Source organism: Jeongeupia chitinilytica (assembly GCF_014652315.1).
Lineage (GTDB): Bacteria > Pseudomonadota > Gammaproteobacteria > Burkholderiales > Chitinibacteraceae > Jeongeupia > Jeongeupia chitinilytica.
Genome location: NZ_BMYO01000005.1, coordinates 240,263 through 267,209, shown reverse-complemented (window position 1 = coordinate 267,209; position 26,947 = coordinate 240,263). Strand labels below are relative to the sequence as shown.

Annotated in this window: 22 protein-coding genes; 11 read left to right on the top strand and 11 right to left on the bottom strand. The window is 66.6% G+C overall.

Annotation, left to right across the window (positions count from 1 at the left end; genetic code table 11):
• Window positions 1-7 precede the first annotated feature (7 nt).
• The 3 genes from recD to recC are packed head-to-tail and all read right to left on the bottom strand — an operon-like array spanning window position 8 to window position 9,257.
• On the bottom strand, window positions 8-2,023 hold the full coding sequence (gene recD / locus IE097_RS11015; protein ID WP_229797544.1) for an exodeoxyribonuclease V subunit alpha: 2,016 nt from the start codon (window positions 2,021-2,023) through the stop codon (window positions 8-10).
• Entirely contained in the window at window positions 2,020-5,682 is a 3,663-nt protein-coding gene (recB, locus tag IE097_RS11010) for an exodeoxyribonuclease V subunit beta (RefSeq protein WP_189460658.1), read from the bottom strand. Before recB ends, recD begins: the two co-directional genes overlap by 4 nt.
• Complete coding sequence (gene recC / locus IE097_RS11005; protein WP_229797543.1) at window positions 5,679-9,257, bottom strand: exodeoxyribonuclease V subunit gamma; 3,579 nt, start codon at window positions 9,255-9,257, stop codon at window positions 5,679-5,681. Before recC ends, recB begins: the two co-directional genes overlap by 4 nt.
• A gap of 166 nt (window positions 9,258-9,423) precedes the next feature.
• Here recC and IE097_RS11000 point away from each other — a divergent pair, with 166 nt between their 5' ends.
• The 5 genes from IE097_RS11000 to IE097_RS10980 all read left to right on the top strand — a co-directional run bounded on the left by IE097_RS11000 (window position 9,424) and on the right by IE097_RS10980 (window position 14,412).
• The gene (locus IE097_RS11000) at window positions 9,424-11,025 is read left to right on the top strand and encodes an inorganic phosphate transporter (RefSeq protein ID WP_229797542.1); all 1,602 of its coding nucleotides are present in this window, start codon (window positions 9,424-9,426) and stop codon (window positions 11,023-11,025) included.
• A gap of 10 nt (window positions 11,026-11,035) precedes the next feature.
• Window positions 11,036-11,944: a polyphosphate kinase 2 gene (gene ppk2, locus IE097_RS10995; RefSeq protein ID WP_189460656.1), complete on the top strand. Its 909-nt coding sequence runs from the start codon at window positions 11,036-11,038 to the stop codon at window positions 11,942-11,944.
• A gap of 67 nt (window positions 11,945-12,011) precedes the next feature.
• Complete coding sequence (locus tag IE097_RS10990; RefSeq protein WP_189460654.1) at window positions 12,012-13,022, top strand: transporter; 1,011 nt, start codon at window positions 12,012-12,014, stop codon at window positions 13,020-13,022.
• Between the two features lie 147 nt (window positions 13,023-13,169).
• The gene (locus IE097_RS10985) at window positions 13,170-13,622 is read left to right on the top strand and encodes a universal stress protein (RefSeq protein ID WP_189460652.1); all 453 of its coding nucleotides are present in this window, start codon (window positions 13,170-13,172) and stop codon (window positions 13,620-13,622) included.
• 130 nt (window positions 13,623-13,752) lie between these two features.
• A complete protein-coding gene (locus tag IE097_RS10980; RefSeq protein ID WP_189460650.1) occupies window positions 13,753-14,412 on the top strand; it encodes an SGNH/GDSL hydrolase family protein in 660 nt (219 codons plus the stop codon).
• Window positions 14,413-14,415: 3 nt separating this feature from the next.
• On the opposite strand, the gene IE097_RS10975 is transcribed toward IE097_RS10980, so the two are convergent.
• The gene (locus tag IE097_RS10975; protein WP_189460649.1) at window positions 14,416-15,303 is read right to left on the bottom strand and encodes a LysR family transcriptional regulator; all 888 of its coding nucleotides are present in this window, start codon (window positions 15,301-15,303) and stop codon (window positions 14,416-14,418) included.
• 121 nt (window positions 15,304-15,424) lie between these two features.
• On the opposite strand from IE097_RS10975, the gene IE097_RS10970 reads away from it, so the two are divergent.
• Both IE097_RS10970 and dkgB read left to right on the top strand, forming a co-directional pair.
• On the top strand, window positions 15,425-16,624 hold the full coding sequence (locus IE097_RS10970) for an MFS transporter (RefSeq protein ID WP_189460647.1): 1,200 nt from the start codon (window positions 15,425-15,427) through the stop codon (window positions 16,622-16,624).
• A gap of 26 nt (window positions 16,625-16,650) precedes the next feature.
• Entirely contained in the window at window positions 16,651-17,454 is an 804-nt protein-coding gene (gene dkgB / locus IE097_RS10965; protein WP_189460645.1) for a 2,5-didehydrogluconate reductase DkgB, read from the top strand.
• 104 nt (window positions 17,455-17,558) lie between these two features.
• Here the strand turns inward: dkgB and IE097_RS10960 are convergent, their stop codons facing one another.
• Both IE097_RS10960 and IE097_RS10955 read right to left on the bottom strand, forming a co-directional pair.
• Window positions 17,559-18,008 carry a nuclear transport factor 2 family protein gene (locus IE097_RS10960; RefSeq protein ID WP_189460643.1) on the bottom strand — a complete coding sequence of 150 codons (450 nt, stop codon included), beginning with the start codon at window positions 18,006-18,008 and terminating at the stop codon, window positions 17,559-17,561.
• Entirely contained in the window at window positions 18,005-18,463 is a 459-nt protein-coding gene (locus tag IE097_RS10955; protein ID WP_189460641.1) for a nuclear transport factor 2 family protein, read from the bottom strand. Before IE097_RS10955 ends, IE097_RS10960 begins: the two co-directional genes overlap by 4 nt.
• 166 nt (window positions 18,464-18,629) lie before the next feature.
• On the opposite strand from IE097_RS10955, the gene IE097_RS10950 reads away from it, so the two are divergent.
• A complete protein-coding gene (locus IE097_RS10950; protein WP_189460639.1) occupies window positions 18,630-19,601 on the top strand; it encodes a LysR family transcriptional regulator in 972 nt (323 codons plus the stop codon).
• Between the two features lie 13 nt (window positions 19,602-19,614).
• On the opposite strand, the gene IE097_RS10945 is transcribed toward IE097_RS10950, so the two are convergent.
• From IE097_RS10945 to IE097_RS10935, 3 genes are read right to left on the bottom strand one after another with little or no spacing between them, the layout of a single operon-like run.
• Window positions 19,615-20,445, bottom strand: coding sequence for an aminoglycoside phosphotransferase family protein (locus IE097_RS10945; RefSeq protein WP_229797541.1), 831 nt, complete (start codon window positions 20,443-20,445; stop codon window positions 19,615-19,617).
• 37 nt (window positions 20,446-20,482) lie between these two features.
• On the bottom strand, window positions 20,483-20,887 hold the full coding sequence (locus IE097_RS10940; RefSeq protein WP_189460638.1) for a VOC family protein: 405 nt from the start codon (window positions 20,885-20,887) through the stop codon (window positions 20,483-20,485).
• The gene (locus IE097_RS10935) at window positions 20,877-21,221 is read right to left on the bottom strand and encodes an antibiotic biosynthesis monooxygenase (RefSeq protein WP_189460636.1); all 345 of its coding nucleotides are present in this window, start codon (window positions 21,219-21,221) and stop codon (window positions 20,877-20,879) included. Before IE097_RS10935 ends, IE097_RS10940 begins: the two co-directional genes overlap by 11 nt.
• An 81-nt stretch (window positions 21,222-21,302) precedes the next feature.
• Between IE097_RS10935 and soxR the strand changes: the two genes are divergently transcribed.
• Window positions 21,303-21,797, top strand: coding sequence for a redox-sensitive transcriptional activator SoxR (soxR, locus tag IE097_RS10930; RefSeq protein WP_189460634.1), 495 nt, complete (start codon window positions 21,303-21,305; stop codon window positions 21,795-21,797).
• A gap of 59 nt (window positions 21,798-21,856) precedes the next feature.
• Here soxR and fghA read toward each other — a convergent pair whose 3' ends face one another.
• The gene (gene fghA / locus IE097_RS10925; RefSeq protein ID WP_189460837.1) at window positions 21,857-22,690 is read right to left on the bottom strand and encodes an S-formylglutathione hydrolase; all 834 of its coding nucleotides are present in this window, start codon (window positions 22,688-22,690) and stop codon (window positions 21,857-21,859) included.
• A 20-nt stretch (window positions 22,691-22,710) separates the two neighbouring features.
• Window positions 22,711-23,844 (bottom strand): S-(hydroxymethyl)glutathione dehydrogenase/class III alcohol dehydrogenase, encoded by a 1,134-nt coding sequence (locus IE097_RS10920; RefSeq protein WP_308429708.1) that lies wholly within the window; start codon window positions 23,842-23,844, stop codon window positions 22,711-22,713.
• 106 nt (window positions 23,845-23,950) lie between these two features.
• Here IE097_RS10920 and IE097_RS10915 point away from each other — a divergent pair, with 106 nt between their 5' ends.
• Together IE097_RS10915 and IE097_RS10910 are read left to right on the top strand one after the other, a co-directional pair.
• Entirely contained in the window at window positions 23,951-24,814 is an 864-nt protein-coding gene (locus IE097_RS10915; RefSeq protein ID WP_229797540.1) for a LysR family transcriptional regulator, read from the top strand.
• Window positions 24,815-25,005: 191 nt separating this feature from the next.
• Window positions 25,006-26,907 carry a B12-binding domain-containing radical SAM protein gene (locus tag IE097_RS10910; protein ID WP_189460632.1) on the top strand — a complete coding sequence of 634 codons (1,902 nt, stop codon included), beginning with the start codon at window positions 25,006-25,008 and terminating at the stop codon, window positions 26,905-26,907.
• Window positions 26,908-26,947 lie beyond the last annotated feature (40 nt).

Here is a 26,947-nt window from a genome sequence, read left to right as displayed (position 1 = left end):
AGCACCCTCAGTCGGCCAGCAGCCCGCTGGCGCGCTGCACCCGGCGCAGAATGGCCGGCTTCAGCACCTGCCAGTCCGGCCCGGCGCTCGCCAGCGTGAACCAGTGCCGGGCGCGGGTGATGCCGGTGTAGACCAGCTCGCGCGTCAGCACCGGATTGAGCCGGTCGGGCAGCAGCAAGGCCGCATGGCTGAACTCCGATCCCTGCGATTTGTGTACCGTCATCGCGAACACCGTTTCCACCGCCTGCAGCCGGCTTGGCAACACCCACTTGATCCGGCCGTCGCCTGCCGGGAAGGCAACACGCAGCTTCGTGCCGTCCTCGCCGGCAGCGGGCAGGGTCATGCCGATGTCGCCATTCATCAGGCCAAGGCCGTAGTCGTTGCGGGTCACCAGCACCGGCCGACCGGCATACCAGCCCTGATGCGCCGGCAACAGACCCTCGGCGTGCAACAGCTCGGCGATGCGCTGGTTCAGGCGCTCCACACCCCATGGCCCGCGCCGCAAGGCACACAGCAACTGGAACCGGCCATGCGCGGCCAGTACGGCCTTCGCCCAGTCGTCGAACACCGACTGGTCCGCAGTTGCCGCCGGATGCTGCGCAGCCATGACCTGCAGATAGTGGCGATAACCCGATGGCGCCGCCTTGCTTTCGTCCGTGCGAAACCGCGCTACGGCACCGTCGATGACCAGCTCGCGCAAGGCGGCATCGTCCGCCCCCAGCTCGACCCGGGCCAGATCGCCGTAACCGTGCGCCCAGACCGCTTGCACCGCGTCGGCATCACCGGCGTTGACCGCCTCAGCCAGCTGGCCGATCCCGCTGGCGGCCGAGAAACGGTGACTGTGCCGCAGCATGACGACCGCCTGATCCAGCGCCGTACCATCGGCGTCGATCAGCGACGCATCGATGTGTTCGCCGCTCGCCGCAGCCAGCCAGTCGCGCGTCGCCGGCCAGTAATGGCCTTCTCGTGCGCGCTGGCACAGCTCGCCGAGCACCGCGCCGGCTTCGACCGACGCCAGTTGGTCCTTGTCACCGAGCAGGATCAGCCTTGCGTTCGACGGCAGCGCCGCGAGCACGGCGGCCATCATTTCCAGGTCGATCATCGAGGCTTCGTCGATGACCAGCAGATCCAGCGCCAGCGGATGGGTCGCATCGTGACGGAAGTGGCGACTGTCCGGCTTGCTGCCAAGCAGCCGGTGCAGTGTCGTCACCTCGACCGGAATTGCAGCGCGGATGGCCTCGCCGTCGGACAAGCCGTCCAGAGGCAGCTGCCGGACCGCCCCGGCGATCGACTCGCCGAGCCGGGCCGCCGCCTTGCCGGTGGGCGCAGCCAGACGGATGCGCAGCGGCCGCTCGTCGTCGCCACGCAGCGCCAGACTTTGCAACAGCGCCAGCAACCGGACGACCGTCGTCGTCTTGCCGGTACCGGGGCCGCCGGTGATGATGCTGAAGCCGTTGCCGGCGGCCAGTGCGCACGCCAGCTTCTGCCAGTCGGCGCCCGGATGTTGTGTCGGCGGGAACAGCGCATCCAGCGCCTGTTTCAACGCGGCCGGCGGCAGGCCTGCCCGCTGCTCGGCAGTGCGCGCCAGCCGAGCCTCGATGGCCGCGCGCACGTCGACTTCGTACTGCCAGTAGCGGCGCAGATAGAGCCGCGCACCCGCGAGCACCAGCGGCGACGCGCCCGGGCCGTCACCGGTCAGCACCGGCTGCTGCAAGGCCGCCTGCCACGCGGCCAGATCGATCCCGGCCAGCACGGCCGACGGCAGCATCAGGCCCGCTTCGTCCTCGCCGTCCGGCGGCAAGGACAGCACGAAACTGCTGTCGGCCAGCGTCGCCTGCAGATCGAGACAAACGTGGCCGCGGCCCAATTGATGGCTGGCCAGCGCAGCGCCAAGCAGGAGCAGCGACGACGCGTCCGGCGCTTCGTCGGCCAGAAAGGCGGCAAAGGCGCGGTCCAGTTCGCGCAGCCAGCCACGCTCGGCCCAGCGCGCCAACAGCGCCAGCATTTCGGACTGCGGCATCATGCGCCGGTCTCCTCGGTTGTGGCGCTGAACAACTGCTCCAGCGCATCGATCAGCGCACGCGGCGGTCGGGTGAAGTGCAGTCCCTGCGTCTCGGCCCGGTGACCGCGCAGAAACAGGTAGAGCACGCCGCCGACGTGTGCGTCATAGTCGTAATCGGGAATGCGCGACTTGAGCAGCCGGTGCAGCGCGAACACGTACAGCGCGTACTGCAGGTCGTAGCGGTGCGCCAGTACCGCCTCGACCATCGCCGCCTCGGTGTAGCCGGATTCGTCGGCGCCAAGCCAGTTCGATTTGTAGTCGGCCACGTAATAGCGCCCCTCGTGCTCGAACACGAGGTCGATGAAGCCCTTGAGCATGCCGTTCAGCTGCCTGGGCAGCAGCGTCGGCCGGGCAGCACCGGCCAGCGTGTGCCGCCGCAGCAGTGCGTCGAGCTTGCGGGTATCGGCCTGATGCAGTGCAAACCAGAACTCCATTTCCAGCCGGTAACGGCCGAGCGCCGCCAGCCGCACTGGCGCGGCACCGGGCAAGGCAAACGGCGTATCGAGCAGTTGCGACAGCCAGTCCGACAACGGCGCAATCCAGCGCTGCCAGCCGCGCAGGTTGCAGCGGCGCGCGATCAGATCTTCGGTTTCGGCGGGATGGGCAAACACGCGCCCGAAGCCGGTGTTGGCCGCCCACTCGAGCACGCCGTGCAGGAAACTGCCCGGCCCCGGGCCGCGCGGAAAGGCATGCAGGCCACCGTCGAGCGACGTTGCCGGCAGCGCAACTGCCCTGTCGTGACTTTCGGCAAAAATGTCCTCGGCAGCGGTATCGGCGGGCGCCACGGTGACGACGGTGGCGTCGTCGTCGAGCGCACCGGCCAATAGCCCCGAATAACTGGTGATCCACCACGGCTCGCGCGGCGCCATCTGCAAGCGCCGCTCCGGGCCGAGGCCGGCATTGGCCGAGTCGGGCCGGTAGGCCTCGTGCTTCTCCGGCGGCAAGGGCAGCACGGCGATGTCGGCGCTGCTGCCACGCAGCGCATCGAGCGCCGGCTTCAGGTCCGCCGCCGACACCGCCTCACCGCCGCGAAGCAGATAACCGGGCGCGCTCTCCGCCAGCCCCTTCAACGGCGCCATGCCGATCCAGGTCGCGTATCGCGCCCGGGTCAGCGCCACGTAGAGCTTGCGCAGGTCTTCGCCCAGCCGTTCACGATCGGCGCGGGCCACCGCGCCAGCGTCGCCACGCAGTGCCACATGCAAACCGCCGTCATCATCGTGCCATTTGAGTGGCAAGTCGTCGGCCTTGGTCGCGCGGAATGCGCAGGCAAAAGGCAGGAAGACCAGCGGGTACTCCAGCCCCTTGGACTTGTGCACGGTCACGACCTTGACCAGCGCCGCGTCGCTTTCCAGCCGCAGCTTGCGTGCATCGTTGCCGCCGCCGGCGTCCTGGCGCTGTTCGGCCAGATACCGGATCAGCGCATGCTCGCCGTCGAGCTGCGTGCTGGCCTGTTGCAGCATTTCGGCCAGGTGCAGCAGGTCGGTCAGCGCGCGTTCGTCGTCATTGCCGAGCAAGCGCAGCGGCACGTCGAAGTCGTTCAGCAAGCGGCGCAGCATCGGCAAGACGCCCTGCTTGCGCCAGCACGCCCGGTAGGCGCGGAACTGCATCACCCGGTCTTCCCACGCCTGCTCGTCGTGGTTCAGCCGGTCCAGTACGTCCCAGCCCAGACCGAGCGACGCGGTCCCCAGCGCACCACGCAGCAGCCGGTCGTCGTCGGGTTCGGCGCAGGCGGCCAGCCACCGTTGCAGCTCGGCGGCCTGCGGGCTCTGAAACACCGACTCCTTGTCCGACAGATAGACGCTGCGCACACCGCCACCGGCCAGCGCCTTGCGCACCGCCGTGGCCTCGCGGCCGGTGTTGACCAGCACCGCAATGTCGCCGGGCCGCAGTGGCCGACGCGGCTCGCCCGGTGCGTCGAATCCGGCCTTGCCCTGCTGCCCGAGCCGCAGCAGCGCCACGATCCGGTCGGCGCACGCGGTGGCGAAACGCTGGACGTAATCGGTTTTCGACATCTCGTCGGCATCGTCGACATACCAGCAGTTCAGCGCCGCGACCGCCTCGTCGCCGATGACCAGCGCATCGACGCGGCCATTGGCGCCCACGGCCAGAAAAGGCACCGGGTTGTCGTCGCCATCGCGAAACAGGAACGCCCCCGCGCCGGCCTGCCGCGTTTCGGCCTGCCCGAACACGTGATTGACCGCGCCGACCATGGCCGCCGTCGAACGGTAGTTGGTCGCCAGCGTGTAGTGCCGGCCACCGGTATCGCGCCGGGCGCGCAGATAGGTGTGGATGTCGGCGCCGCGGAATGCGTAAATCGCCTGCTTCGGGTCGCCGATCAGGATCAGCGCGCGATCGCCGCCGGGATCGGCGACGCGGTAAACAGCGTCGAAAATCCGGTACTGCAGCGGATCGGTATCCTGGAATTCGTCGATCATCGCGACCGGAAACTGCGTGCGGATCAGCTCGGCCAAACGCGCCCCGTTCGGGCCGTGCAAGGCGGCATCGAGCCGTGTCAGCAGGTCGTCGAAGCCCATCTGCGCCCGCCGCGCCTGCTCCAGCGCAAAGCGCTGCGATACCCAGCGCGCCGCGTGACGCAACAGATCGGCGCGTGCGTCGGGCAACTGATCAAGTCGTTCGCGCAAGCCAACCATGGCATCGAGCGCCGGATGCGCCGGCGGGCTGCCGTCCTTCCAGACTTCGGCCAGCCCTTCGAACGTCAGCCGAGTCCAGCCAGTTTTCAGATCGGGGATGACCGATGCATCACCCGCCCAATCCCGCAACGTTTTCAGCCAAGGCTCGTAATAGCGGCGCTGCAGCTTGCGGCCATCTACCGCCTTGGCGGCCACTGCACCGTCGAGCAGCGTTTCAAGCTCATCGACCCATGCCGGCCACGGCGCCTTGATTTCGGCCAGCAGCCGGGCGGTTTCGTCACGCGCGCTGCCAATCGCTTCGACCGGCAACCGCCCTTCGCCAAGTACCCCGGTGTATTCGAGCAACTTGCGCAAATCGCGCTGCAAGCCGTCCGGATCGGCCCACCACTGCCGCACGATGGCCACTTCGCCGGCCGCCAGCGGGAAATAGAACGTCCGCCAGTAATCGCGCACCACGTCGGCCAGCAGTTCGCTCTGGTCCGTTTCGAGCCGCTGCGTGAACAGGCTGTCACTGTCGAAGGCGTGCTCGGACAGCATCCGGTTGCACCAGCCGTGGATCGTCGACACCGCTGCTTCGTCCATCCATTCGGCCGCCAGCTGCAATTTGCGGGCACATGCCGGCCAGTGTTCGACCGGATACGCAGCGCGCAGGTCGTGCAGGAAATCCTGACCGGGTTCGACCGAATCGATCCGGTCCGGATCGGCCAGAAACGCCGTCGCTGCCTCGGCAAGCCGCGCGCGAATCCGGTCTCGCAGCTCCTTGGTGGCCGCGTCGGTAAAGGTGACGACCAGGATTTCCGGCGGCGTCAGTGGCCGGGTGAAGGCCGCATCGCCGCCATGCCCCAGCACCAGCCGCACGTACAGTGCGGCAATGGTGAAGGTCTTGCCGGTACCGGCGCTGGCCTCGATCAGCCGGCTGCCGGAAAGCGGGAAGTCGAGCGCGTTCAGGGTCGGGGGAATCTGGCTCATGCGTCTTCCTTGCGGCCTTTGCCGCCGTCCAGCGCATCGTGCAGCGGGCGCAGCAGCGCGTCAGCCAGGCTGGCGAACCCGTCGCCATCCGAGAGCGCGTCAAAGTCGGGCCAGGCCCGCGCCAGATACGGGTTTTCGGCACGCTCGGCGAAGCGCTTGTTGTCGGGGTCGTGCAGCTCGTAGCAATCCCGCGCGGCACGGAGGGCGTCGGGGAACGGCCCCGCACCGGCCCGGCCGCCCTTGGCCAGCCACGCCAGCGCGGTTTTCAGTGCCAGCGGCAACGGCCGGTTCAGCCCGTCGCACCATGCGGCGCGCAGGGTACGCCAGTGCGCGCGCGCCACTTCCGGATCCAGTGCCGGCAAGGTCACCGTACCGTTCTTGCCGACGATGACGCTGGTCAGCGGTGCGCCACCAAGGTGGCCGGCCAGATGCGCAACCCAGTACGGCACCAGCTTGTCGCGCCGGTAGGCGCGGTCCTTGAGCAGGCTGTTGCTTTCAAGCAGCACGCGTGCCCGCTCGCCGGCGTCATTGCTGCGCAGGCCGGACAGCCAGTCGGCAACGCCGGGCGCCATGCTGGCGTCGTCGATTTCCTCGTCCGGCAAAGCATGCGGCCAGTCGGCCAGTGCAGCGGCATGGCGGGCAAACAGGTCGTCCATCGGCTCGGCGAGGTCGTTGCGCAAAACGGCTGCGAACTGCCCCGGCGGCAGCTCGCCCCGGCGCTCGATCCGTTCGAGCTGCGCCAGCAATGCCGGCTCGCGCGCTTCGCCACGGTCGAGCGCGGCCAGCTGCGCGCGGATCAGTTCGTCCTGCAACCGCCAGTTTTCCAGCGCATCGATCGCGAACGGCTCATGGTCTTCGCTGGCCGGATCGGCGATCTCGAAGTAAACGCCGAGGCGCTGGCGGAAAAAGCTGCGGACCGGATCGCGCAAAAAATCGGCGAGCTGGCGCAGGCTCAGCGTACCGTCCCAGGCCAAAGGCGGCAGCGGCATCTGCTCGGACGCTTTCTGCCTCCAGGCCGCCGGCTCGGGCAGGTCGAACTGCAGCGACATCTGCGCCGCCGGAGCAGGTACAGGCGTGACCTCGGCCGCACCGGCCAGCCCTTCGCGCCACTCGCGCGCATAGCTGAAAAGCCGCGGATCGGTGCCGAAATAGTCGCGATTGAACGGCTGCAGCCGGTGTTCGATCGTCAGCGCATGCAACAACGCGCCGTCCTCATGAGCACCGTCGAGCTGCCAGCCCGCGGCGAGATGATCGCGCAGTTGCGCCACGAGCACCGACGGCGGCCGCTCGCTGTTGTCAAAGATGCTGCGGCCCACCCAGCTGACGTGCAGCCGGTCGCGCGCCGACAGCAGCGCCTCGAGGAACAGGTAGCGGTCGTCCTCGCGGCGCGAGCGGTCGCCGGGCCGGTAGTCGTGGCCCATCAGGTCGAAATCCATCGGCACGCGCGTGCGCGGGTAGTCGCCGTCGTTCATGCCCAGCAGGCAGACCATGCGGAACGGAATCGCCCGCATCGGCATCAGTGTGGCGAACGTCACCGCACCGGCAAAGAAAGGCTGGCTCAGGCTGCTCTGGTCGAGCTGCGCCAGCCAGTATTCGCGCACCACCGACAACGGCAGCACCTCGGTCAGCCGGGCCGCGGCGCAGGCGTCCTGCCACTGCTGCAGCAGGTCGTCGAGGCGCATCAGCGTGAAGCCGTCGTCACCGTCGTCGGCATCGAAAAAGTCGCCCAGCAGCGCGCGCAGCCGTTCGCACCAGCCGTCGGGATCGGCCGGTTCGCGCAGCACGCGCCAGTGTGCGTCGAGGCGTTCGAGCAAACACGCCAGCGGACCGAGCAGTGCGGCGTCGAGCCCGCCGATTTCGTCCATCGGCTCGATGCCGCCCCACGCGTCGCCGCTGCCGACGGCGTAGCCCAGCAGCATGCGCCGCAGGCCGAAGAACCAGCTGTTCTGTTCGAAGGCCTGTGGCAGCTCGAGGCTGCTGCGCTGCTCGGCATGCAGCCCCCAGCGCACCCGCGCAGCGGCGACCCAGCGGTGCAACAACGGCAGCTGGTCTTCGGCAATACCGAAGCGCTGCCGCAATGCCGGCACTTCGAGCAGATCGAGCAGATCGCTGACGGCCAGCCGCGATTGCGGCAGATCGAGCAGCTTTTCGACCGCGCCAAGCAGCGGGTCGTGATGGCGCTGGCCTTGGTCGGCCAGCGTGAACGGAATGAAGCGCGGGTCGTGCGGATCGAGCAGGCCGAACACCGCCTGGATGTGCGGCGCATAGGCATTGATGTCCGGCACCATGACGATGATGTCGCGCGCGAGCAAGGTCGGATCGGTGGCCAGCGCGTCGAGCAGCTGATCGTGCAGCACCTCGACCTCGCGCTGCGGGCTGTGCGTGACGTGGAAGCGGACCGAGACATCGGTCGCAGCCACCACCGGCCAGCGCGCCTTCGTTTCGGACAGCGGCCGCAGATCGAGGATGTCGTCCTGCAACTGGTTCAGCAGCGTTGCCCCGCCATTGCCGTCGAACAGATCGATGCGCTGCCGGATGTCGGCAAAGCGCGACTCGTAGTTTTCGCGCTGGTCATGCGCGTCGAGCAGGCCGATGAAATCGCGTCCCTGCTTGCCCCATGCCGCGAGCAGCGGGTGGGCATGAAGGTGCAGCAGCGTGTCGTCGAGCTGCACCGGCGCACCGGCCTTGCGCGCCTGCCGTGCCCGCTCGGCGCGCAGCAGATCCTTGTCGGCGATGATGTCGCCCCAGAAATGCTCGCACGGGTTGTGCACGCACATCAGCACCTGGGTCCAGCGCGACAGCGCCGACAACACTTCGAGCGACTGCTGCGGCAACGACGAAATGCCGAACACCAGCAGCCGCTGCGGCAGGCCGTGCGGCCGCTGCGCCAGCGTTTGTGCGGTTTCCAGAAAGCACCGGTGCACTTCGGCGCGGCTGGTGCCGACCCTGTCGTCGCCCGGATCGGCGCCCACATCGGTCAGCAGGGCCCGCCACAGCCGGGGCTGCCAGCGTACGCTGTCGGGCAGCGGCTCCCGGCCGCGCCGGCTGGTGCTGATCACGTCGTCGCCGCCGGCCCAGTCGGCCAGCCAGTCGGCCCGGTAAACCTGGTACTGGTCGAACAGGTCGGCCAGCCGCTCGGCCAGCTGGTGGCGCTTGCGCAGGTCGTCGTCACCGTCGAGAAAGCGCGCCAGCGGCGCGAACACCGGCTCGGCCAGCAGCGCCGGCAGCAGCCGCATCAGGCGCCAGACCAGTAGCGGCTTGTCGAACGGCGACTGCAATGGCACCGCGGCCTCACCCAGCACCGCACGGTAGGCCTGCCACAGGAAGCGCGACGGCAGTTGTGCGTCGATCGCGGCGGCGATGCCGCAACCACCGTCGGCGACGTCGCGGGCGAGCGCCAGCTTCAGCCACTGGGCAATGCCGTTGCTCTGTACCAGGATCACTTCCTGATCGAGCGGCGCCAGCGGGTGCCGCGTCATCCAGCTCACCAGCACGTCGCGCAGCGCTTCCGGGCGATTGCCGTGGATCACCATCAGGCCGGGGGGCAACTCGCGCTCGTTCATCGTTCCATCCATTCAGACACCGGACCGACCATGCGCCGCATCCGACCGGTATTGTCGCCCAAATCACCCCGATCATGCCGATCGGCGGCATCCGCACCAGCCGGCCCCGGCCGCAATGAAGCCGTCATCATCGGCATGAAAAATGGTTCGTACCGCAACCATTTATCAGGTGATGCTGATGAATCGTACCGAAGCCCTCCCTGCCATCGCCGGACCGGACCTGACGTCCAGACCCGGTGCGATCCCGGCCCTGGTGTTCGTCGGCCTGCTGCTTGCCGGGCTGGCATTCAGCGGCTACAGCCTGTTCAGCGACCTGAACAGCGCGGTTGCCCAGCCGACCAGCTGGCTGCCCTATGCACTGCTGATTCTGGCGCTGCTGATCGCGCTGGGTTTCGAATTCGTCAACGGCTTTCACGACACCGCCAACGCCGTCGCCACGGTGATCTACACGCACTCCTTGCCACCGCATTTCGCCGTGGTCTGGTCCGGGGTGTTCAACTTCCTCGGGGTGCTGTTCTCGAGCGGCGCGGTCGCCTTCGGCATCATTTCGCTGCTGCCGGTCGAACTGATCCTGCAGGTGGGCTCGAGCTCGGGCTTTGCGATGGTGTTTGCGCTGCTGATCGCCGCCATCCTCTGGAACCTTGGCACGTGGTGGCTGGGTCTGCCGGCTTCGTCGTCGCACACGCTGATCGGTTCGATCATCGGCGTCGGCATCGCCAACGCGCTGATGCACGGGCGGGACGGCACCAGCGGCGTCGACTGGGCGCAGGCGACCAAGGTCGGTTATTCGCTGCTGCTTTCGCCGCTGATCGGCTTCGTCTGTGCGGGCCTGCTGCTGGCGCTGCGTGCGCTGGTCAAGCAGCGCGAACTGTACGAGGAGCCCAGGGGCAACAGGCCGCCGCCATGGTGGATCCGGAGCCTGCTGGTGCTGACGTGTACCGGCGTGTCGTTCGCCCACGGTTCCAACGACGGCCAGAAAGGCATGGGCCTGATCATGCTGATCCTGGTCGGTACCGTGCCGCTGTCGTATGCGCTGAACCACGCGATGCCGGCCGCGCACATGACGCAGTTTGCCGCGGTCGCGCAGGTGACGCAGCAGTCGCTGTCCCGTGCGGTGCCGGCGAACCCGGCACGGTCCGACAATGCCCGGCCGGCGCTGTCCGAGTATGTGCGGACCAGGGCCCTGACGCCCGACGTGATCCCCGCGCTGGCAGCCATGGCCGGCAGCATCGGCCATCAGGTTCAGGCGCACGGCTCGCTTGCCGGCGTACCCGAAGCGGCCGTCACCAACATCCGCAACGACATGTACCTCGCTTCCGAGGCGATCCGCCTGCTGGAAAAGGACGACAAGGCACAGCTGAGCCCGGAAGCACGCAGCAACCTCAAGGCGTTCAAGACCGAGATCGACGGTGCGACGAAGTTCATTCCGCTCTGGGTCAAGGTGGCCGTGGCCATTGCACTGGGACTGGGCACGATGGTCGGCTGGCGCCGCATCGTCGTCACCGTCGGACAGAAGATCGGCAAGACCCACCTGACCTACGCACAGGGCGCGTCGGCCGAACTGGTGGCCATGGCCACGATCGGTGCAGCCGATGTATTCGGCCTGCCGGTCTCGACCACCCACGTCCTCTCGTCCGGCGTCGCCGGCACCATGGCGGCCAACCGCTCCGGGCTGCAGATGGCAACGGTCCGCAACCTGCTGACCGCATGGGTGCTGACACTGCCGGCGGCGATCCTGCTGTCCGGCAGCCTGTACTGGCTGTTCAGCCAGCTTTTCTGAGGAGACGACGATGAATCAGGACGAACTGCAGCGCCGCATCGAACGCGAGCTGATCGACGATTACGACGAAGAGCTGGAAATGGAGATCGAAGACCGGCTGGCAGTCGATCCGGACGGCGAGGCCGACACCGGTCCGCTGGAGGAGAAACTTCAGCGCGCACGGTACTTCCGCGAACTGTTCCGGCTGCAGCGCGAGCTCGTCAAGCTGCAGGACTGGGTAGTCCACCATCGCCGCAAGATCGTCATCCTGTTCGAAGGCCGCGACGCGGCCGGCAAGGGCGGCGTGATCAAGCGCATCACCCAGCGGCTGAATCCGCGCGTCTGCCGCGTCGTCGCGCTGCCGTCGCCGAGTGACCGCGAACGCACGCAGTGGTATTTCCAGCGCTACGTCCCCCATTTGCCGGCCGCCGGCGAAATCGTGCTGTTCGACCGAAGCTGGTACAACCGCGCCGGGGTCGAATCGGTGATGGGCTTCTGCTCCGACGACGAGGTCGAGGAGTTCTACCGGACCGTCCCCGAGTTCGAGCGCATGCTCGTGCGCTCGGGGATCACGCTGATCAAGTACTGGTTCTCGATTACCGACGACGAACAGCACCTGCGCTTCCTCAGCCGGGTGCACGACCCGATCAAGCAATGGAAGCTCAGCCCGATGGACCTCGAGTCGCGGCGCCGCTGGGAGGCCTACACCAAGGCCAAGGAGCTGATGCTCGAGCGGACCAACATTGCCGAAGCGCCGTGGTGGGTCGTCCAGGCGGTGGACAAGAAGCGTGCCCGGCTCAACTGCATCCACCACTTGCTCGACCAGTTCGACTACAGCGAGATCGAGCGCCCGGAAGTCGTGCTGCCCGAACGCGTCCGCCATGCCAACTACCTGCGCCAGCCGGTACCGGCGAACATCATCGTTCCGGAAATCTATTGAACCGGCCGCCCCCACCGCCTCGCCGCGGCGGTCACCACGCCGGTGGCGACCATCACGGTGCCGCCGCATGCTGACCGGTCTGGCCCACTACGGCGCGGATCAGCCCGGACTGGTCTGCGGCTACCACTTCCGGCCCGGCGGGCCGGGCGTGGCGCTGGATTCGGCTCAGGCCGCCGACTGGCTTGCCCGCGCCGACGGCGGCAACGGCTTCGTCTGGCTGCATTTCAACCTCGCGCACGCCAGCTGCGAGCGCTGGCTGCGTGCCCATCTCGACCTGCCCGACGACTTCTACGACGCGCAGCACGAAGGTTCGAGCTCGACGCGGATCGAGCAAAGCGGCGAGGACTTGCTGGCGGTGGTCAACGACGTGGTGTTCAGCTTCGGCACTGCCGCCTCGGAAACCGCCACGCTCTGGGTCTGCACGCAGCAGCGCATGCTCGTGACGGCGAGAACCAAGCCGCTCCGCTCGATCGACCGGCTGCGGGCATCGGTCAGGGACGGCGAGTGCTTCCGCTCGCCCGCAGCCCTGCTGGTCCACCTCCTGCGTGACCAGGCCGACGTGCTGGTGGGCATCGTGCGCGAAACCAGCGGCAAGATCGACCTGATCGAGGATCGGTTGCTGGCGCAGCGCCCGAACGACAAACGCGCCGAGCTGGCCGCCACGCGCCGCGTGCTGGTCAGGCTGCAAAGGCTGCTGGCCCTCGAACCCGGCGCATTGTTCCGGCTGCTGAACCGGCCGCCGGTCTGGCTGCGCAATGACGACGCGCTCGAACTCCGTCAGGCGACCGAAGAGTCGTCACTGGTCCTGAACGACCTGACGTCGCTGGTCGAACGCATGCGGCTGCTGCAGGAGGAACTGGCCGCACAACTGAACGAGCAGACCAACCGGACCCTGTTCACGCTGACCGTGGTCACGGTGCTGGCCCTGCCGATCAACATCGTTGCCGGGCTGTTCGGCATGAATGTCGGCGGCGTGCCGCTGGCCGGCCACCCGCACGGATTCTGGCTGCTGGTGGCCGTGGTCGTCGGCTTCACCGTGCTTGCCGGTGTGTGGGCACTCGGACGGCGGCCGCGCTGAAGCACGCACCCCGTGCACAAGCCTTGATCTGTACCAAGGTCGGTTCGGATCGGCCGTCGTCTAATGGTGTTATGGGCGGGAAGGTGCAAAACGGCCTTTCCGAGTGCAACCTCATCTGCCCGGGACAACCCGGCCAAGGAGACCACCATGTATGACCGCATCCTCGTTCCGGTAGACGGCAGCGACACCAGCAACCACGGCCTGCGCGAAGCGCTGCGCCTGGCCAAGCGGCTCGGCGCGCAACTGCGCCTCCTGCACGTCGTCGACCCGCAACTCGTGTACATCGATTTCGGCGGCATGGTGAACGTCAGCGACTACGTCGAGTCGATCCGCAAGGCCGGCCGCGAAGTGCTGGCCGAAGCGGTGAAGATCGCCGAAGCCGAAGGCGTGCCGACCGACGCCGAACTGCGCGAAAAGAACGGCGGCACCGTCGCCGATCTGGTGCTGGCCGAAGCGAAGAAATGGGAAGCCGGCATGATCGTCATGGGCACCCACGGCCGGCGCGGCATCCGCCATCTGGTACTGGGCAGCGACGCCATGGGCGTCGTCCGCGAAGCGGCGATTCCGGTCGTGCTGATCCGCGACCCCGCCGCCCGGTAACCGCGACCAAGGCGGGCCCGCCGGCCCGCCCTTTGCCCGTACTGCCCAGCGGTCAGGGCTCGGCAAGACCGGCAAAGCAGTCATCACCGCACGCCGCCTATGATGGGCCTTTCCGTCCGGAACCCGGCCCATGCAATCCTTCCAAGCCATCCAGTCCCGTCTCGCCCGGCCCGTCACCTGGCTGTTCTACGGCGACAGCATCACCCACGGCATCGTCCACACCTTCGGCGCACGCTCGTTCAGCGAACACTTCAACGAACGCGTCCGCTTCGAACTCGACCGGCAGGACGACGTGGTCATCAATACCGCGTTTTCCGGCTACACCACCCGCCAGCTGTTACTGCACTTCCCTGCCCGCGTCGCACGCTTCAAGCCCGACGTCGTGCTGCTGTTCGCCGGCCTGAACGACTGCAACCACGACCCGGCCGACGGCCAGCTGGTGCCGCTCGACGAGTTTCGCACCAACCTGCTGACGATGATCGAAGCGGTCCGCGACTGGGGCGGCGAAGTCGTGCTGCAGACGTCGACGCCGGTGCTCGGCGGGCTGATGCCGGCGCGCAGCCTGCACCTGCCGGCGTACAACGACTGCGTGCGTGCGCTGGCGGCCGAGACCGGCGCGCCGCTGGTCGACCATGCCAGGGTCTGGGAACGCCACGACAACGGCTGGCTGCACGCCGACGTCTACCACCCGAATGCCCACGGCCACCTGCTGCTCGCTCGCACCCTGTTCGACGCACTCGGCCTCGGCCAGCCGACCGCAACGACCGAGCGTTTCTTCATCCCCGGCTGAACCTCACCAGCGCATTTCCAACGCGAGAAAATCGAGAAAGCACGCGATCCGCGATGCCAGCTGGGTGTTGCGGTAGTAGACCGCGTGAATGGGCTGGCAGACGTCGAGCGCCTCGTCGGCCAGCAGCTCGACCAGCTCGCCGCGCTGCCGTGCCGCGGTGGCCATGAAGTCCGACAGGCAGACGATGCCGACCCCGGCCAGCGCCAGACTCAGCAGCGTCTCGCCGCTCGACGCCGCCACTTCCGGGCGGATGTGCAGATCGTTGCCGGCGTCGTCGCGCAGCGGCCAGCGGTTCAGCAGGTCGATCCGGCTGAAGCCGAGCAGGCTGTGCCCGGCCAGCTCGGCCACGCTGTGTGGCGTGCCGTGCGCGGCCAGATACGCCGGACTCGCCAGCACGCGGATCCGGCTGCGACCGAGCGATCGCGCGTGCAGGGTCGAATCACGCAAGGTGCCGATGCGAATCGCCACGTCGGTGCGGTCTTCGATCAGGTCGATGAACTGGTCGTTGGTGTTGAGCTCGAGCTGGATCTGCGGGTAGCGGCGGCGGAACTCGCCCACCAGCGGCACGATCACGTGCAGCATGAACGACGACGCGGCATTGACGCGCAGCAGCCCGGCCGGCTGCTGCCGGCGCTGCGCCATCTGCTCCTCGGCGGCGTCGACCGCAGCGAGGATGCCGCAGGCGTGTGTCAGGAACGCCTGCCCCTCCTCGGTCAGCTCGATCCGCCGGGTCGTCCGGTGCAGCAAGGTGGTGTCGAGCTTGGTCTCCAGCCGCGCCAGCGCCCGGCTGACACCGGATACTGTCTGGCCGAGCTGGACCGCCGCGGCGCTGATCGAGCCCGAGTCGACCACGCGGACAAAGGCCTGCAATTCGTCGAGTGTCGTCTTCATTGTTGATTACCAGTCAAATATCTTATCCACACACCCATCTTAATCTGCAAATGTAAAACAGGGACACTTCGGGCATCGCTTCACGGCATCCCCTCACAGTATCCAATTGCGGAGTAGCACCATGCCCCTTGCCCTGTTCGCGCTGACGATCAGCGCTTTCGCCATCGGCACGACGGAGTTCGTCATCGTCGGGCTGATTCCCACCATCGCCGCCGACCTGCACGTCAGCCTGCCGTCGGCCGGGCTGCTGGTCAGCCTGTACGCGCTCGGCGTCGCCATCGGCGCACCGATCCTGACCGCGCTGTCCGGCAAGCTGCCGCGCAAGACGCTGCTGCTGGCGCTGATGGCGCTGTTCACCGTCGGCAACCTGCTGGCGTGGCAAGCCCCCGGCTACGAATCGCTGATCGTCGCGCGCATCCTCACCGGGCTGGCGCACGGCGTGTTCTTCTCGATCGGCTCGACCATCGCCACCAGCCTCGTGCCGAAGGAAAAAGCCGCCAGCGCGATCGCGATCATGTTCACCGGCCTGACCGTCGCCCTCGTCACCGGCGTGCCGCTGGGCACCTTCATCGGCCAGCATTTCGGCTGGCGCGAGACTTTCCTCGCCGTGTCGCTGCTCGGTGTGGTCGCCATTGCCGGCATCGCCACGCTGCTGCCGAACACCACCCGCAACACGCCGCCGGCACCGGTGCTGCAACAGCTGCAGGTGCTCGGCCAGCCGCGCCTGCTGATCGCCTATGCAATGACGGCGGTCGGCTACGGCGGCTCGTTCACCGCCTTCACCTTCCTCGCGCCGATCCTGCAGGACGTCGCCGGCTTCAGCGGCAACGCGGTCAGTCTGGTGATGCTGGTCTACGGCATCGCGGTCGCCTTCGGCAACCTCTGGGGCGGCAAGCTGGCCGACCGTCACGGCCCGATCGCCTCGCTCAAACTGATCTTCCTGCTGCTGGCCGTCGTGCTGCTGGTACTGACCCTCACCGCCACCAGCAAGTGGCTGATCGTTGCCACCATCCTCGCCTGGGGCGTGGTCGCCTTCGGCAACGTGCCGGCCCTGCAGGTCTACGTCGTCAAGCAGGCCGAGCACTACACGCCGCATGCCGTCGACGTCGCCTCGGGCCTGAACATCGCTGCCTTCAACGTCGGCATCGCGATCGGTGCCTCGGTCGGCGGACTGATCGTCCAACACCTCGGTCTGATGCACACACCTTGGATCGGCGCACTGATCGTCCTCGGTGCCTTCGGCCTGACCGTACTGAGCGGCCGCCTCGACCGTCGCGCCACACTCGCCCCGACCCTGCAGCCGGCCACCGCCGACTGCTGATCAAACCTCAAAACGGAGAACGCACCATGAACACCATGCCCGCCATCGGCCTCGGCACCTTCCGCTTGCAAGGCAAGACCGTCATCGACTCGGTCCGCACCGGCCTCGAACTCGGCTACCGCCACATCGACACCGCGCAGATCTACGGCAACGAGGCCGACGTCGGCCAGGCGATTGCCGAGAGCGGCATCGCCCGCGACCAGCTCTTCGTCACCACCAAGATCTGGACCGAATCGCTCGGCCGCGATGCGCTGATTCCCAGCCTGAAGGACAGCCTCGCCAAATTGCGCATGGATCAGGTCGACCTGACGCTGATCCACTGGCCGTCACCCGCCGACGCGATCCCGGTCGCCGAATACATGGCTGCACTGCTGGAAGCAAAACAACAAGGGCTGACCCGTGCAATCGGCGTGTCGAACTTCACCATTGCCCACCTGCAGCAGGCCATAGCCGCGGTCGGCGCCGACAACATCGCCACCTTGCAGATCGAGATCCATCCCTTCCTTCAGAACCGCAAGCTGGTCGATTTTGCCCGCAGCCACGGCATCCACCTGACCGCCTACATGCCGCTTGCCTACGGCAAGGTGATGCACGACCCGGTGATTGCCGGCATCGCCGAACGCCACGGCACCAGTGCGGCGCAGGTTGCGCTGGCATGGTCGCTGCAACAGGGCTGCACGGTGATTCCGTCGTCGACCAAGCGCGCCAATCTGGCCGCCAACCTTGAAGCCGGCGCGCTGCGTCTGAGCGACGACGACATGGCCCAAATCGCCACGCTCGATCGCAGCGCACGCCTCGCCAATCCGGATTTCGCCCCGCACTGGGACTGATACGCTTCGCTGTTCATTGCCAAAGAAGAGCCCCGGATTGCTCCGGGGCTCTTCTTTGGCGGCAACCCGTGCAGCCAAGGCTGCCGCGACCGGTCCCTCTTCGGTTATTTGCCCGGCGGATGCCGCTCCCACACCACATTGACGATTTTCCAGTTCGCGCCGAAGCGCCCCATCTGCAGGTAGTCGACCCAGTCGGTCGCCACCACCTTGACGGCGGCCATGTCGCCGCTCACGTCCAGCACGGTCACCTCGGCACGGCGTCGCGCCGGATCGGTCGTCGCACCGATGCCCTTGCCCGTGTAAAAAATCAGCCCGTCGGCACCCATTTCGTCCAGGGCCCCCTCGTTGCCGGCGGGGCCGAGCGCGCGCTTGACCAGTTGCGGATGCAGCGACTGCTTCATTCTGGCCGCATTGCCGTCATACCAGCCGTCGATGTAGTCAAGCGCCACCGCCTTGAGCGCGGTGCAGGTCTCGGGTTCGCACGGCACCGCGTTGGCCCCGAGGCTGGCCGCCCCCATGACCAACGCCAGACCTGCTGCATTCAGCCGCTTCATTGGCGTGCTCCGTACATCACGTTGATGATTTTCCAGCTTCCCTGCACACGCCCCAGTTGCAGGTATTCGACCCACTGGCTTCCGGTCACCTTGGCGACCGCGGCATTGCCATAGACATCGAGTACGTTCACCGCCAGCGGCGGTTTTTCACCCGCGACGGGCTTGCCGTCCCCGGCGGCGGTCGCCGCAACCAGCGCACCTGCATTGATGTCGACGAGTGTCGCGTCCGGTGCCGCCGGCAAGCTGCGCCTGACCACCTTGGGATGCAGCAATGCGGTCATTTTCTTGCCGTCGCCGGCAGACCAGCTCGCCAGATAATCGTTTGCCACCTGCCGGATCGCGGCCTCGTCATCGTTCCGACCTGCCTGCACTGGCCCAGCCAGACTCAAGCCCGCCAGCGCCATCAGTACCGTTTTCATCGTTTCCCCTTTTGTATCGCGCAGTGCATCGGACAACTGCATCGGCTCGCAAGGGCGAACCGGATACGATGCACTCTAATAAGCCAATGGCATACGAACCATGCCACCACCGCGATACAGGTCATGCGCGTAACGCATGACCGGAAAGCCGAGCTCCCCGCTCACGACGATCCAAGACCGAACAACGCCCCGGGACAATCGCATGCCGGCACCGGCCCTCCATCAAGTCGACTTCAATCTTCTGCTGACCTTCGACCAGCTTCTGCGTCACGGCAGCGTTACGGCTGCGGCCGACGCCTGCGGCGTCACCCAATCGGCAATGAGCCGTTCGCTGGCGCGCTTGCGCACGATTTTCGACGACCCGCTCTTCGTCCGGCACGGCAACCGGATGATGCCGACCGCCCGCGCCGAGCATTTGCGGGAGCCGCTGCAATGCATTCTGGCGCAGATGTCGGCACTGATTGCGCCGGTGCGTTTCGATCCGGCACGGGCCTCGGGCACGTTCCGGCTGGCCATCACCAGCAATGTCATCTGTTCGCTGCTGCCGGATGTGCTCGTCCACCTGCGTCAGCAGGCGCCGGGACTGATGCTGGAAATCTCCGGCTGGAACGATGACACGCTGGACACGGTCGCCCGCGACGGTGTCGACCTGGCGTTTGGCGTCGCCCGCAGCGCACCGGCCGGGATATACCAGCGACGGGTGTTTTGCGACGATTTCCTCTGCGCGGTCCGCGATGGCCACCCGCTACTCGAACGGGGCGGCATGAACATCGAGAACTATTGCGCCTGGCCCCACACCGAGCTCTCGCTCGGCAGCGACATGCGCAGCGTCGTGGATGACGCACTGGCCGCACAGGGCCGGCAGCGCAGTCTCGGCCTTTTGACACCGCACTTCTGGGCCTCGCTGGAGGTCGTGTCGCGCAGCACGCTGATCATGACGGCGCCGTCGCATCTGCTGCACCATTACCGGCAGGGCACTTCGTTCACGATCCTGCCACCCCCGGATATCGGCCTGCCGGAGCTCGACTACACGCTGTTCTGGCATGCCCGACATCACCACGACCCCCGCCACGCATGGATACGCCGGACGCTGTGCGACATGCTGCGTCAGCGCATGGATACCAAGGCCGTCAACGAGGCAGAGCGCGAAATCCTTGCGGTCGCAACACCCTGAGGGCCCGGAACGTTCAGCCCGCGCGCATCGCGTCCAGCGCCAGCCCTGCCACGGCCAGTGCGGTATGCGGCTCGGTGCCGTCCTCCAGATGCCATGCTGCGGACAGCCCGGACCACGCGGCAACCCACGCGAGCAGTCGCCCGCGCTCCAGAGCGGCGGCTTCGGCAATCACCGCAACCTGCCGCTCCAGGCGCCCCGGCGACGTCGCCAGTTCATGATCGGGATTGCACAGGATGTTGGCAAAATCGAAACCGCGCTCGCCAATCAGGACTTTCGGGTCGATGGCCAGCCAGCCGCGTTCGCCGGCATCCAGTACGTTGCCGTGATGAAGGTCGCCGTGAAGGACGGTGATGTCCTGCGGCGACGCGAGCAAATCCGCGGCAACTGAAGCAGCGTCCCCGAGCACGCCGGCTTGCGTCCCGGCTACCCGGTGCAGTGATGAAAACCACGCCGGCAACGGCAGCAGTGCCGGCCGGGGATGCGATTGCGGAGCGTGCAGGCGCGCCGCAACGTCGCAAATGATGCGGCTTGCCGCATCGTCATCGCCAAGCCTGGCCATGTCCGCCAGCGATCGCCGGTCATCCGCCTGTTCGAGCAGGATGGCGTCCCCGTCGTGGGCCAGAACGCGTACGGCACCGTGCGCACGCCACCAGACCATCAACTGACCGCCCCGGTGCTCCTCCTCGATCCGGGCGACCTTCAGGATCGCGGGTTCACCATTGAACCGGACGGCCTGCAGCCAGCTGGACCCGGTACGCCACGGTGCACCCCGGGCAGTCAGCTGCCATCGGGTGAGGCAAGCCTGCACGTCGGCCATGCCCTCGGCATCCTCAATGTCATTCATGAGTCTCTTCCCCGGCTAGCCCATGCCCGACCCGGCATCAGGCCGTTTCACGGTGTTTCGGCAACTGTCGGGACAGTACCTGAAAACCGGCGGAGTGATCCTTCAACTCGCAGCGGTTGCCGTCCGGATCACTGAAGCAACCGACCACGCCCCAGTCCAGCCGCAACACCTCGACGTCGACACCCTTGCGCCTCAGCACGCCGGCGGCGACATCGACGTCTTCGACATTGAAACGCAGGATGATCGGATTCTCGTCGATCGGTTTCGGCCACTGCCGGCCGACACCGCCGGACTCGATCATCAGGTAGGCGCCACCGAGGTCGAGCGTGACCAGTCCCGGCTTGGCAAAGGCTTCCGGCAGCGCCAGCAGATCGCGGTAGAACGCCACACACGCGTCGAAGCGTTCGGTGAACAGGATGATGCCCGGCAACTCAAACCGCATGGGCAGCCACCGCCGGTACATCGTGAAAGACACCCATATCGGCGTGAATGCCCAGCTGCTGCATGAACGCGGCCGCGTCGAACCCCGTTTCGGCGTAATGCTGCTCGACCACCCGCTTGGCAGCCGTCAGCGCCGCCGCATCGGCCCATTCGATCACCGTCACCACCTGGTGCGGATTCCCGGCCCGCGTCAGCACGCGCTGCAAGCGGTGACCCGGCTGCAGCGCCAGCAGCCGATTGGTCTGCTCGACGCGCGCCAGAAACACGGCCAGCGCAGCCTCGGGAACGGTGAAACGGTCGACGCGATAGACCGCATTTTCGGCTTGATTCGACATGCTGGGACTCCGTTGTGCACAGCCGGGCCGGCTGCAATAATCACAGCGTAAAATCTCAAGTTAAGTTGAGGTCAAGAAAAAATGACGATTGCACCACTCCATCCGTCCGGCCTGCCGTCGACGCTGTCGGTCGGCGAGGTCGCGCGCCGCAGCGGCGTCGCCGTGTCGGCACTGCATTTTTACGAGAGCAAGGGGCTGATCAGCAGCCAGCGCACGCAGGGCGGGCAGCGGCGCTACAGCCGCGACGTGCTGCGCCGCGTTGCGGTGATCCGCGTCGCGCAGCGCGTCGGCATCCCGCTGGCCCGGATCGCCGATGCACTGGCCACGCTGCCGGCCACCGCCGCACCGAACCGGGATGACTGGGCCCGGCTTTCCGCAATGTGGCGCGCCGATCTCGACGCCCGGATCGCCCAGCTGCTGGCGCTGCGCGATCACCTCGACGACTGCATCGGCTGCGGCTGCCTGTCGATCGAGCATTGCCGGCTGCGCAATCCGCAGGACACCCTCGGCACCCAAGGTCCGGGTGCGCGCTACCTGAACGTCGAAACGGTTACGGATGCGGCCGTACGCGATTGAACCGGCTTTTAGCAGACATGAAAAAGCCCCGGATCAACCGGGGCCGGGGTGCTGCATCGTCAGGCGGCGAGGTGATGCGCGTGAAAGCGCAGGTGATCCTCGATGAAACTGGCGATGAAGTAATAGCTGTGATCGTAGCCGGGCTGGCGCCGCAAGGTCAGCGGCCAGTCGTGCTGCCGCGCGACCCTTGCCAGTACGTCGGGCTGCAACTGCTCCGGCATGAAGCCGTCCTGCTCGCCCTGGTCGACCAGCATCGGCAAGCGCTCGACTGCGATCTCGAGCTGGTGGCAGCTGTCGTAACTCAGCCAGCTGCTGCGATCCTCGCCCAGATAGGCGGCAAAGGCCTTTTGCCCCCACGGCACCGCGCTCGGATTGACGATGGGCGCAAACGCAGACACCGAACGATAGCGGCCCGGGTTGCGCAAAGCGATCATCAGTGCGCCGTGGCCGCCCATCGAGTGCCCGCTGATCGCACGCTGCTGCGTCACCGGAAAATGCGCTTCGACCAGCGCCGGCAGCTCGTCGACCACGTAGTCGTACATCCGGTAGTGCTCGGCCCACGGCGCCTGCGTCGCGTTGACGTAAAAGCCTGCGCCCTGCCCCAGGTCGTAACCGTCGGTGTCGGCCACGCCGTCGCCACGCGGACTGGTGTCCGGCATCACCAGCGCCAGCCCCAGTTCGGCCGCCACGCGCTGCGCGCCGGCCTTGGTGGCGAAGTTCTCGTCGGTGCAGGTCAATCCGGACAGCCAGTACAGTACCGGCACCCGCTCGCCATCAGCGGCCTGAGGCGGCAGGTAGATCGCGAACGTCATCGGTGTACCGGTCGACGTCGATGCGTGCCGGTAGCGTTTGTGCCAGCCGCCGAACACCCGCGTGCTCGAAACCAGTTCCATCGCGGTCGTCATGGGCCGGCCTACTTCGCGTAGTGGATGACGGAGCGGATCGACTTGCCCTCGTGCATCAGTTCGAACGCGGTATTGATGTCCTCGAGCGGCATCGTGTGGGTGATGAAATCGTCGAGGCGGAACTCGCCCTTCAGGTAACGCTCGACATAGTCCGGCAGCTCACTGCGGCCGCGCACGCCGCCGAAGGCCGAGCCGCGCCACACGCGACCGGTGACGAGCTGGAACGGCCGGGTACTGATTTCCTCGCCGGCACCGGCCACGCCGATGATCACCGACTCGCCCCAGCCCTTGTGGCAGCACTCGAGCGCCGAGCGCATCACCTTGACGTTGCCGATGCACTCGAACGAGAAATCGACGCCGCCATCGGTCATCGCGATGATCACGTCCTGGATCGGCTGGTCGAACTCGTTCGGATTGATCAGGTCGGTCGCGCCGAGCTGTTTGGCCAGGTCGAACTTGCTGGTGTTGATGTCGATGCCGATGATGCGTGACGCACCGGCCATCTTGGCGCCGATCACCGCCGACAGGCCGATGCCGCCCAGACCGAAGATCGCCACGGTATCGCCGGCCTTCACCTTGGCCGTGTTCATCACGGCGCCCATGCCGGTGGTGACGCCGCAGCCAAGCAGGCAGACCTCCTCCAGCGGCGCGGCCTTGTTGATCTTCGCCAGCGCGATTTCCGGCAGCACCGTGTACTCGGAGAACGTCGACGTACCCATGTAGTGGTAGATCGGCTTGCCGTCTTTCGAGAACCGCGTCGTGCCGTCGGGCATCAGACCCTTGCCCTGCGTCGCACGGATCGCCTGACAGAGGTTGGTCTTGCCCGACTTGCAGAACTTACACTCGCGGCATTCGGGCGTATACAGCGGGATCACGTGGTCACCGACCGCAACGCTGGTGACGCCTTCGCCGACGGCCTCGACGATACCGGCGCCTTCGTGGCCGAGAATCGCCGGGAACACGCCTTCCGAATCCATGCCCGACAGCGTGTACGCGTCGGTATGACAGACCCCGCTGGCGACGATGCGCACCAGCACTTCACCTTTCTGCGGCAGTTGTAGGTCGACTTCTTCGATCGTCAGCGGCTGGTTCGGCCCCCAGGCGACGGCGGCGCGGGTTTTCATGGTTTGAATCGACGGCATGGCGGGTCCTCTGGCAATGATTTTGGCAATTCAGCGATTCTATTTATTACCCATTCGACGACAATCTGGCCAAATGGAAAGATATTTTTCCCATCAGGTAACAATCATGTCCTGGGATGGCGTGAACGAATTCGTTGCGGTGGTCGAAACGCAGAGCTTCACCGCCGCCGCACAACGGCTGGGCATCTCGGTCGCGCAGGTCAGCCGGCAGGTATCGCTGCTCGAACAAAGGCTGGCGGCTCGCCTCTTGTACCGGACGACACGCAAGGTCAGCGTCACCGAAGCGGGCCAGTTGTACTACCAACACTGTAGGCCGCTCCTCGACGGCCTGCGCGAGGCCGAGCAGGCCGTGTCGCAAGCACAGGAGCGGCCCAGCGGCCACCTGCGCGTCACCGCACCGGTGTACTACGGCGAGCGGGTAATCGCGCCGCTGCTGCACCGCTATCTGCAAAGCCAGCCGGCGGTGACCGCCGAACTCAACCTCGACAACCGCAAGGTCGATCTGGTCGCCGAAGGCTACGACCTCGGCATCCGCCTCGGCCCGATGGATGCGTCGTCGCTGATGGTCAGGCAGCTCGGGCAGCGCACCCACCATGTCTGCGCATCACCGGATTATCTGATGCAGTTCGGCGAACCCCACACGCTGGCCGAACTCAAGCACCACCAGTGTCTGGTCGGCACCTTGAACCTGTGGCGTTTCCGCGAGCCGGACGGCCGGTTGCACGAAGTCCATGTCGCCGGCCGGTTGCGCTGCAACAGTGGTGCAGCACTGCTCGACGCCGCACTGGCCGGCGTCGGGCTGGTCCAGTTGCCCGGCTACTACGTCGACGAACACGTGGCCAATGGCCGGCTGCGCAGTGTGCTACACGCCTACACGCTGGTCGACGGCATCTGGGCCAACTATCCGCGCAACCGCTTCCTGCCACAGAAAGTCAGCGGCTTCATTGCCCTGCTCGAAGACAGCCTGTAAACAGGCCGGCCAGCGCGCGCAGCCGTCCCAAGACGCCGAGTCTGGCAAAATACGCATTTGCGCCGGGGCCAACCCGGCGGGTTTTCACGCAAGGCAGTGTCAATGATGTACTCGAGTCGGATCGCAGGCTGGCCCCGCCAGCCCCTGAAGCACGTGGGCGCAGGCCGCCATCGTCCCTCGCGGAGCAAACCATGACCCGGCCGGCAATGCGCGTGCTGTCGTTCATCCCGCCGATGACGCAGCTCAACACCCCCTACCCGTCGACGGCCTACCTGACCGGCTTCCTGCGTTCACGCGGTTTCGATGCCGCACAGGAAGATCTGGCACTGCAGCTGGTGCTGGCGTTGTTCTCGCGCGACGGACTGCAAAAACTGAAGCAACTGGTGGAGCAGATGCCGCCGCGCCGCCGCAGCGAGGCCGTGCAGTCGTTCTTCGACCAGTTCGACCGTTACGACGCGACGATCACGCCGACGATCGCCTTCCTGCAGGGACGGGATTCGACACTGGCCCACCGCATCTGCAGCCGCGGTTTTCTGCCCGAAGGCCCGCGCTTTGCCGCACTCGACGTCTACGTCGACGACGAAGGTGGCGATCCGCTGGGATGGGCATTCGGTGCGCTCGGCGCCCAGGACCGTGCCCGACATCTGGCCACGCTGTATTTGAACGATCTGGCCGACGTGCTGCGCGATGCCGCCGACCCGCGCTTCGAATTCGTCCGCTATGCGGAGTCGCTGGCGATGAGCCAGCCGACCTTCGACCCGCTCGCCAACGCACTCGCCGCCAAACCGACCTTGGTCGACGAGGTGCTGGAGACACTGACGCTGGCCGCGATCGAACGCCACCAGCCGACCTTGGTGCTGCTGTCGGTCCCGTTCCCGGGTGCCGTGTACGCCGCGTTCCGGATTGCGCAAACGATCAAGGCACATCATCCGCAAATCCGCATCGGCCTCGGCGGCGGCTTCGCCAACACCGAGCTACGCGAGCTGTCCGACCCGCGCGTGTTCGACTTTGTCGACTTTGTCACGCTCGATTCGGGCGAACGCCCGTTGCTGGCGCTGATCGACCATCTGAAAGGCGGCCGTTCGCGCGAGCGACTGGTGCGCACCTTCGTATGCATCGAGGGCAAAGTCCGCTACATCAATTTCCCCGAGCCCGACGTGCCGTTCGAGGAATGGGGAACACCGACTTGGGACGGTCTGCCGCTCGACCGCTATCTCTCGCTGCTCGACATGCTCAATCCGATGCACCGGCTGTGGAGCGACGGCCGCTGGAACAAGCTCACCGTCGCGCACGGCTGCTACTGGAAGAAGTGCAGCTTCTGCGATGTGACGCTCGATTACATCTCGCGCTACGAAACCGCATCGGCCAAGGAACTGGTCGACCGGATCGAGAAGATCATCGCCGAAACCGGCCAGACCGGATTTCACTTCGTCGACGAGGCCGCACCGCCGAAAATGCTCAAGGCACTGGCCGAGGAGCTGCTGCGCCGCAAGGTGGCGATTTCGTGGTGGGGCAACGTGCGCTTCGAGAAGTCGTTCAGCCCCGAGCTGTGCCAACTGCTGGCCGATTCGGGCTGCATCGCGATTTCGGGCGGACTCGAGGTCGCGTCGGACCGGCTGCTGAAGCTGATGAAGAAAGGCGTCTCGGTCGATCAGGTGGCCCGCGTCACCGCGGCATTCACCGAGGCGGGCATCCTCGTGCACGCCTATCTGATGTACGGCTTCCCGACCCAGACGGTGCAGGACACCGTCGACGCACTCGAATACGTGCGCCAGCTGTTCGAGCACGGCTGCATCCAGTCGGGCTTCTTCCACCGCTTCGCCTGTACCGTGCATTCACCGGTCGGCCAGAATCCCGAGGAATACGGCGTCACGCTCGAACCGCTGCCGCCGGGCGGCTTCGCCAAGAACGACGTCGGCTTCGTCGACCCGAGCGGCGTCGATCACGATGCACTGGGCCGCGCGCTGAACAAGGCGCTGTACAACTACATGCACGGCATCGGTCTGGACCAGGACGTACGCAGCTGGTTCGAACTGCGTGTACCCAAGTCGACCGTCCCCCGGCGCTTCATCGAACGGGCGCTACAGCACTGACCGTCCAAAAACAAAACCGGCCTGGCGCCGGTTTTGTTTT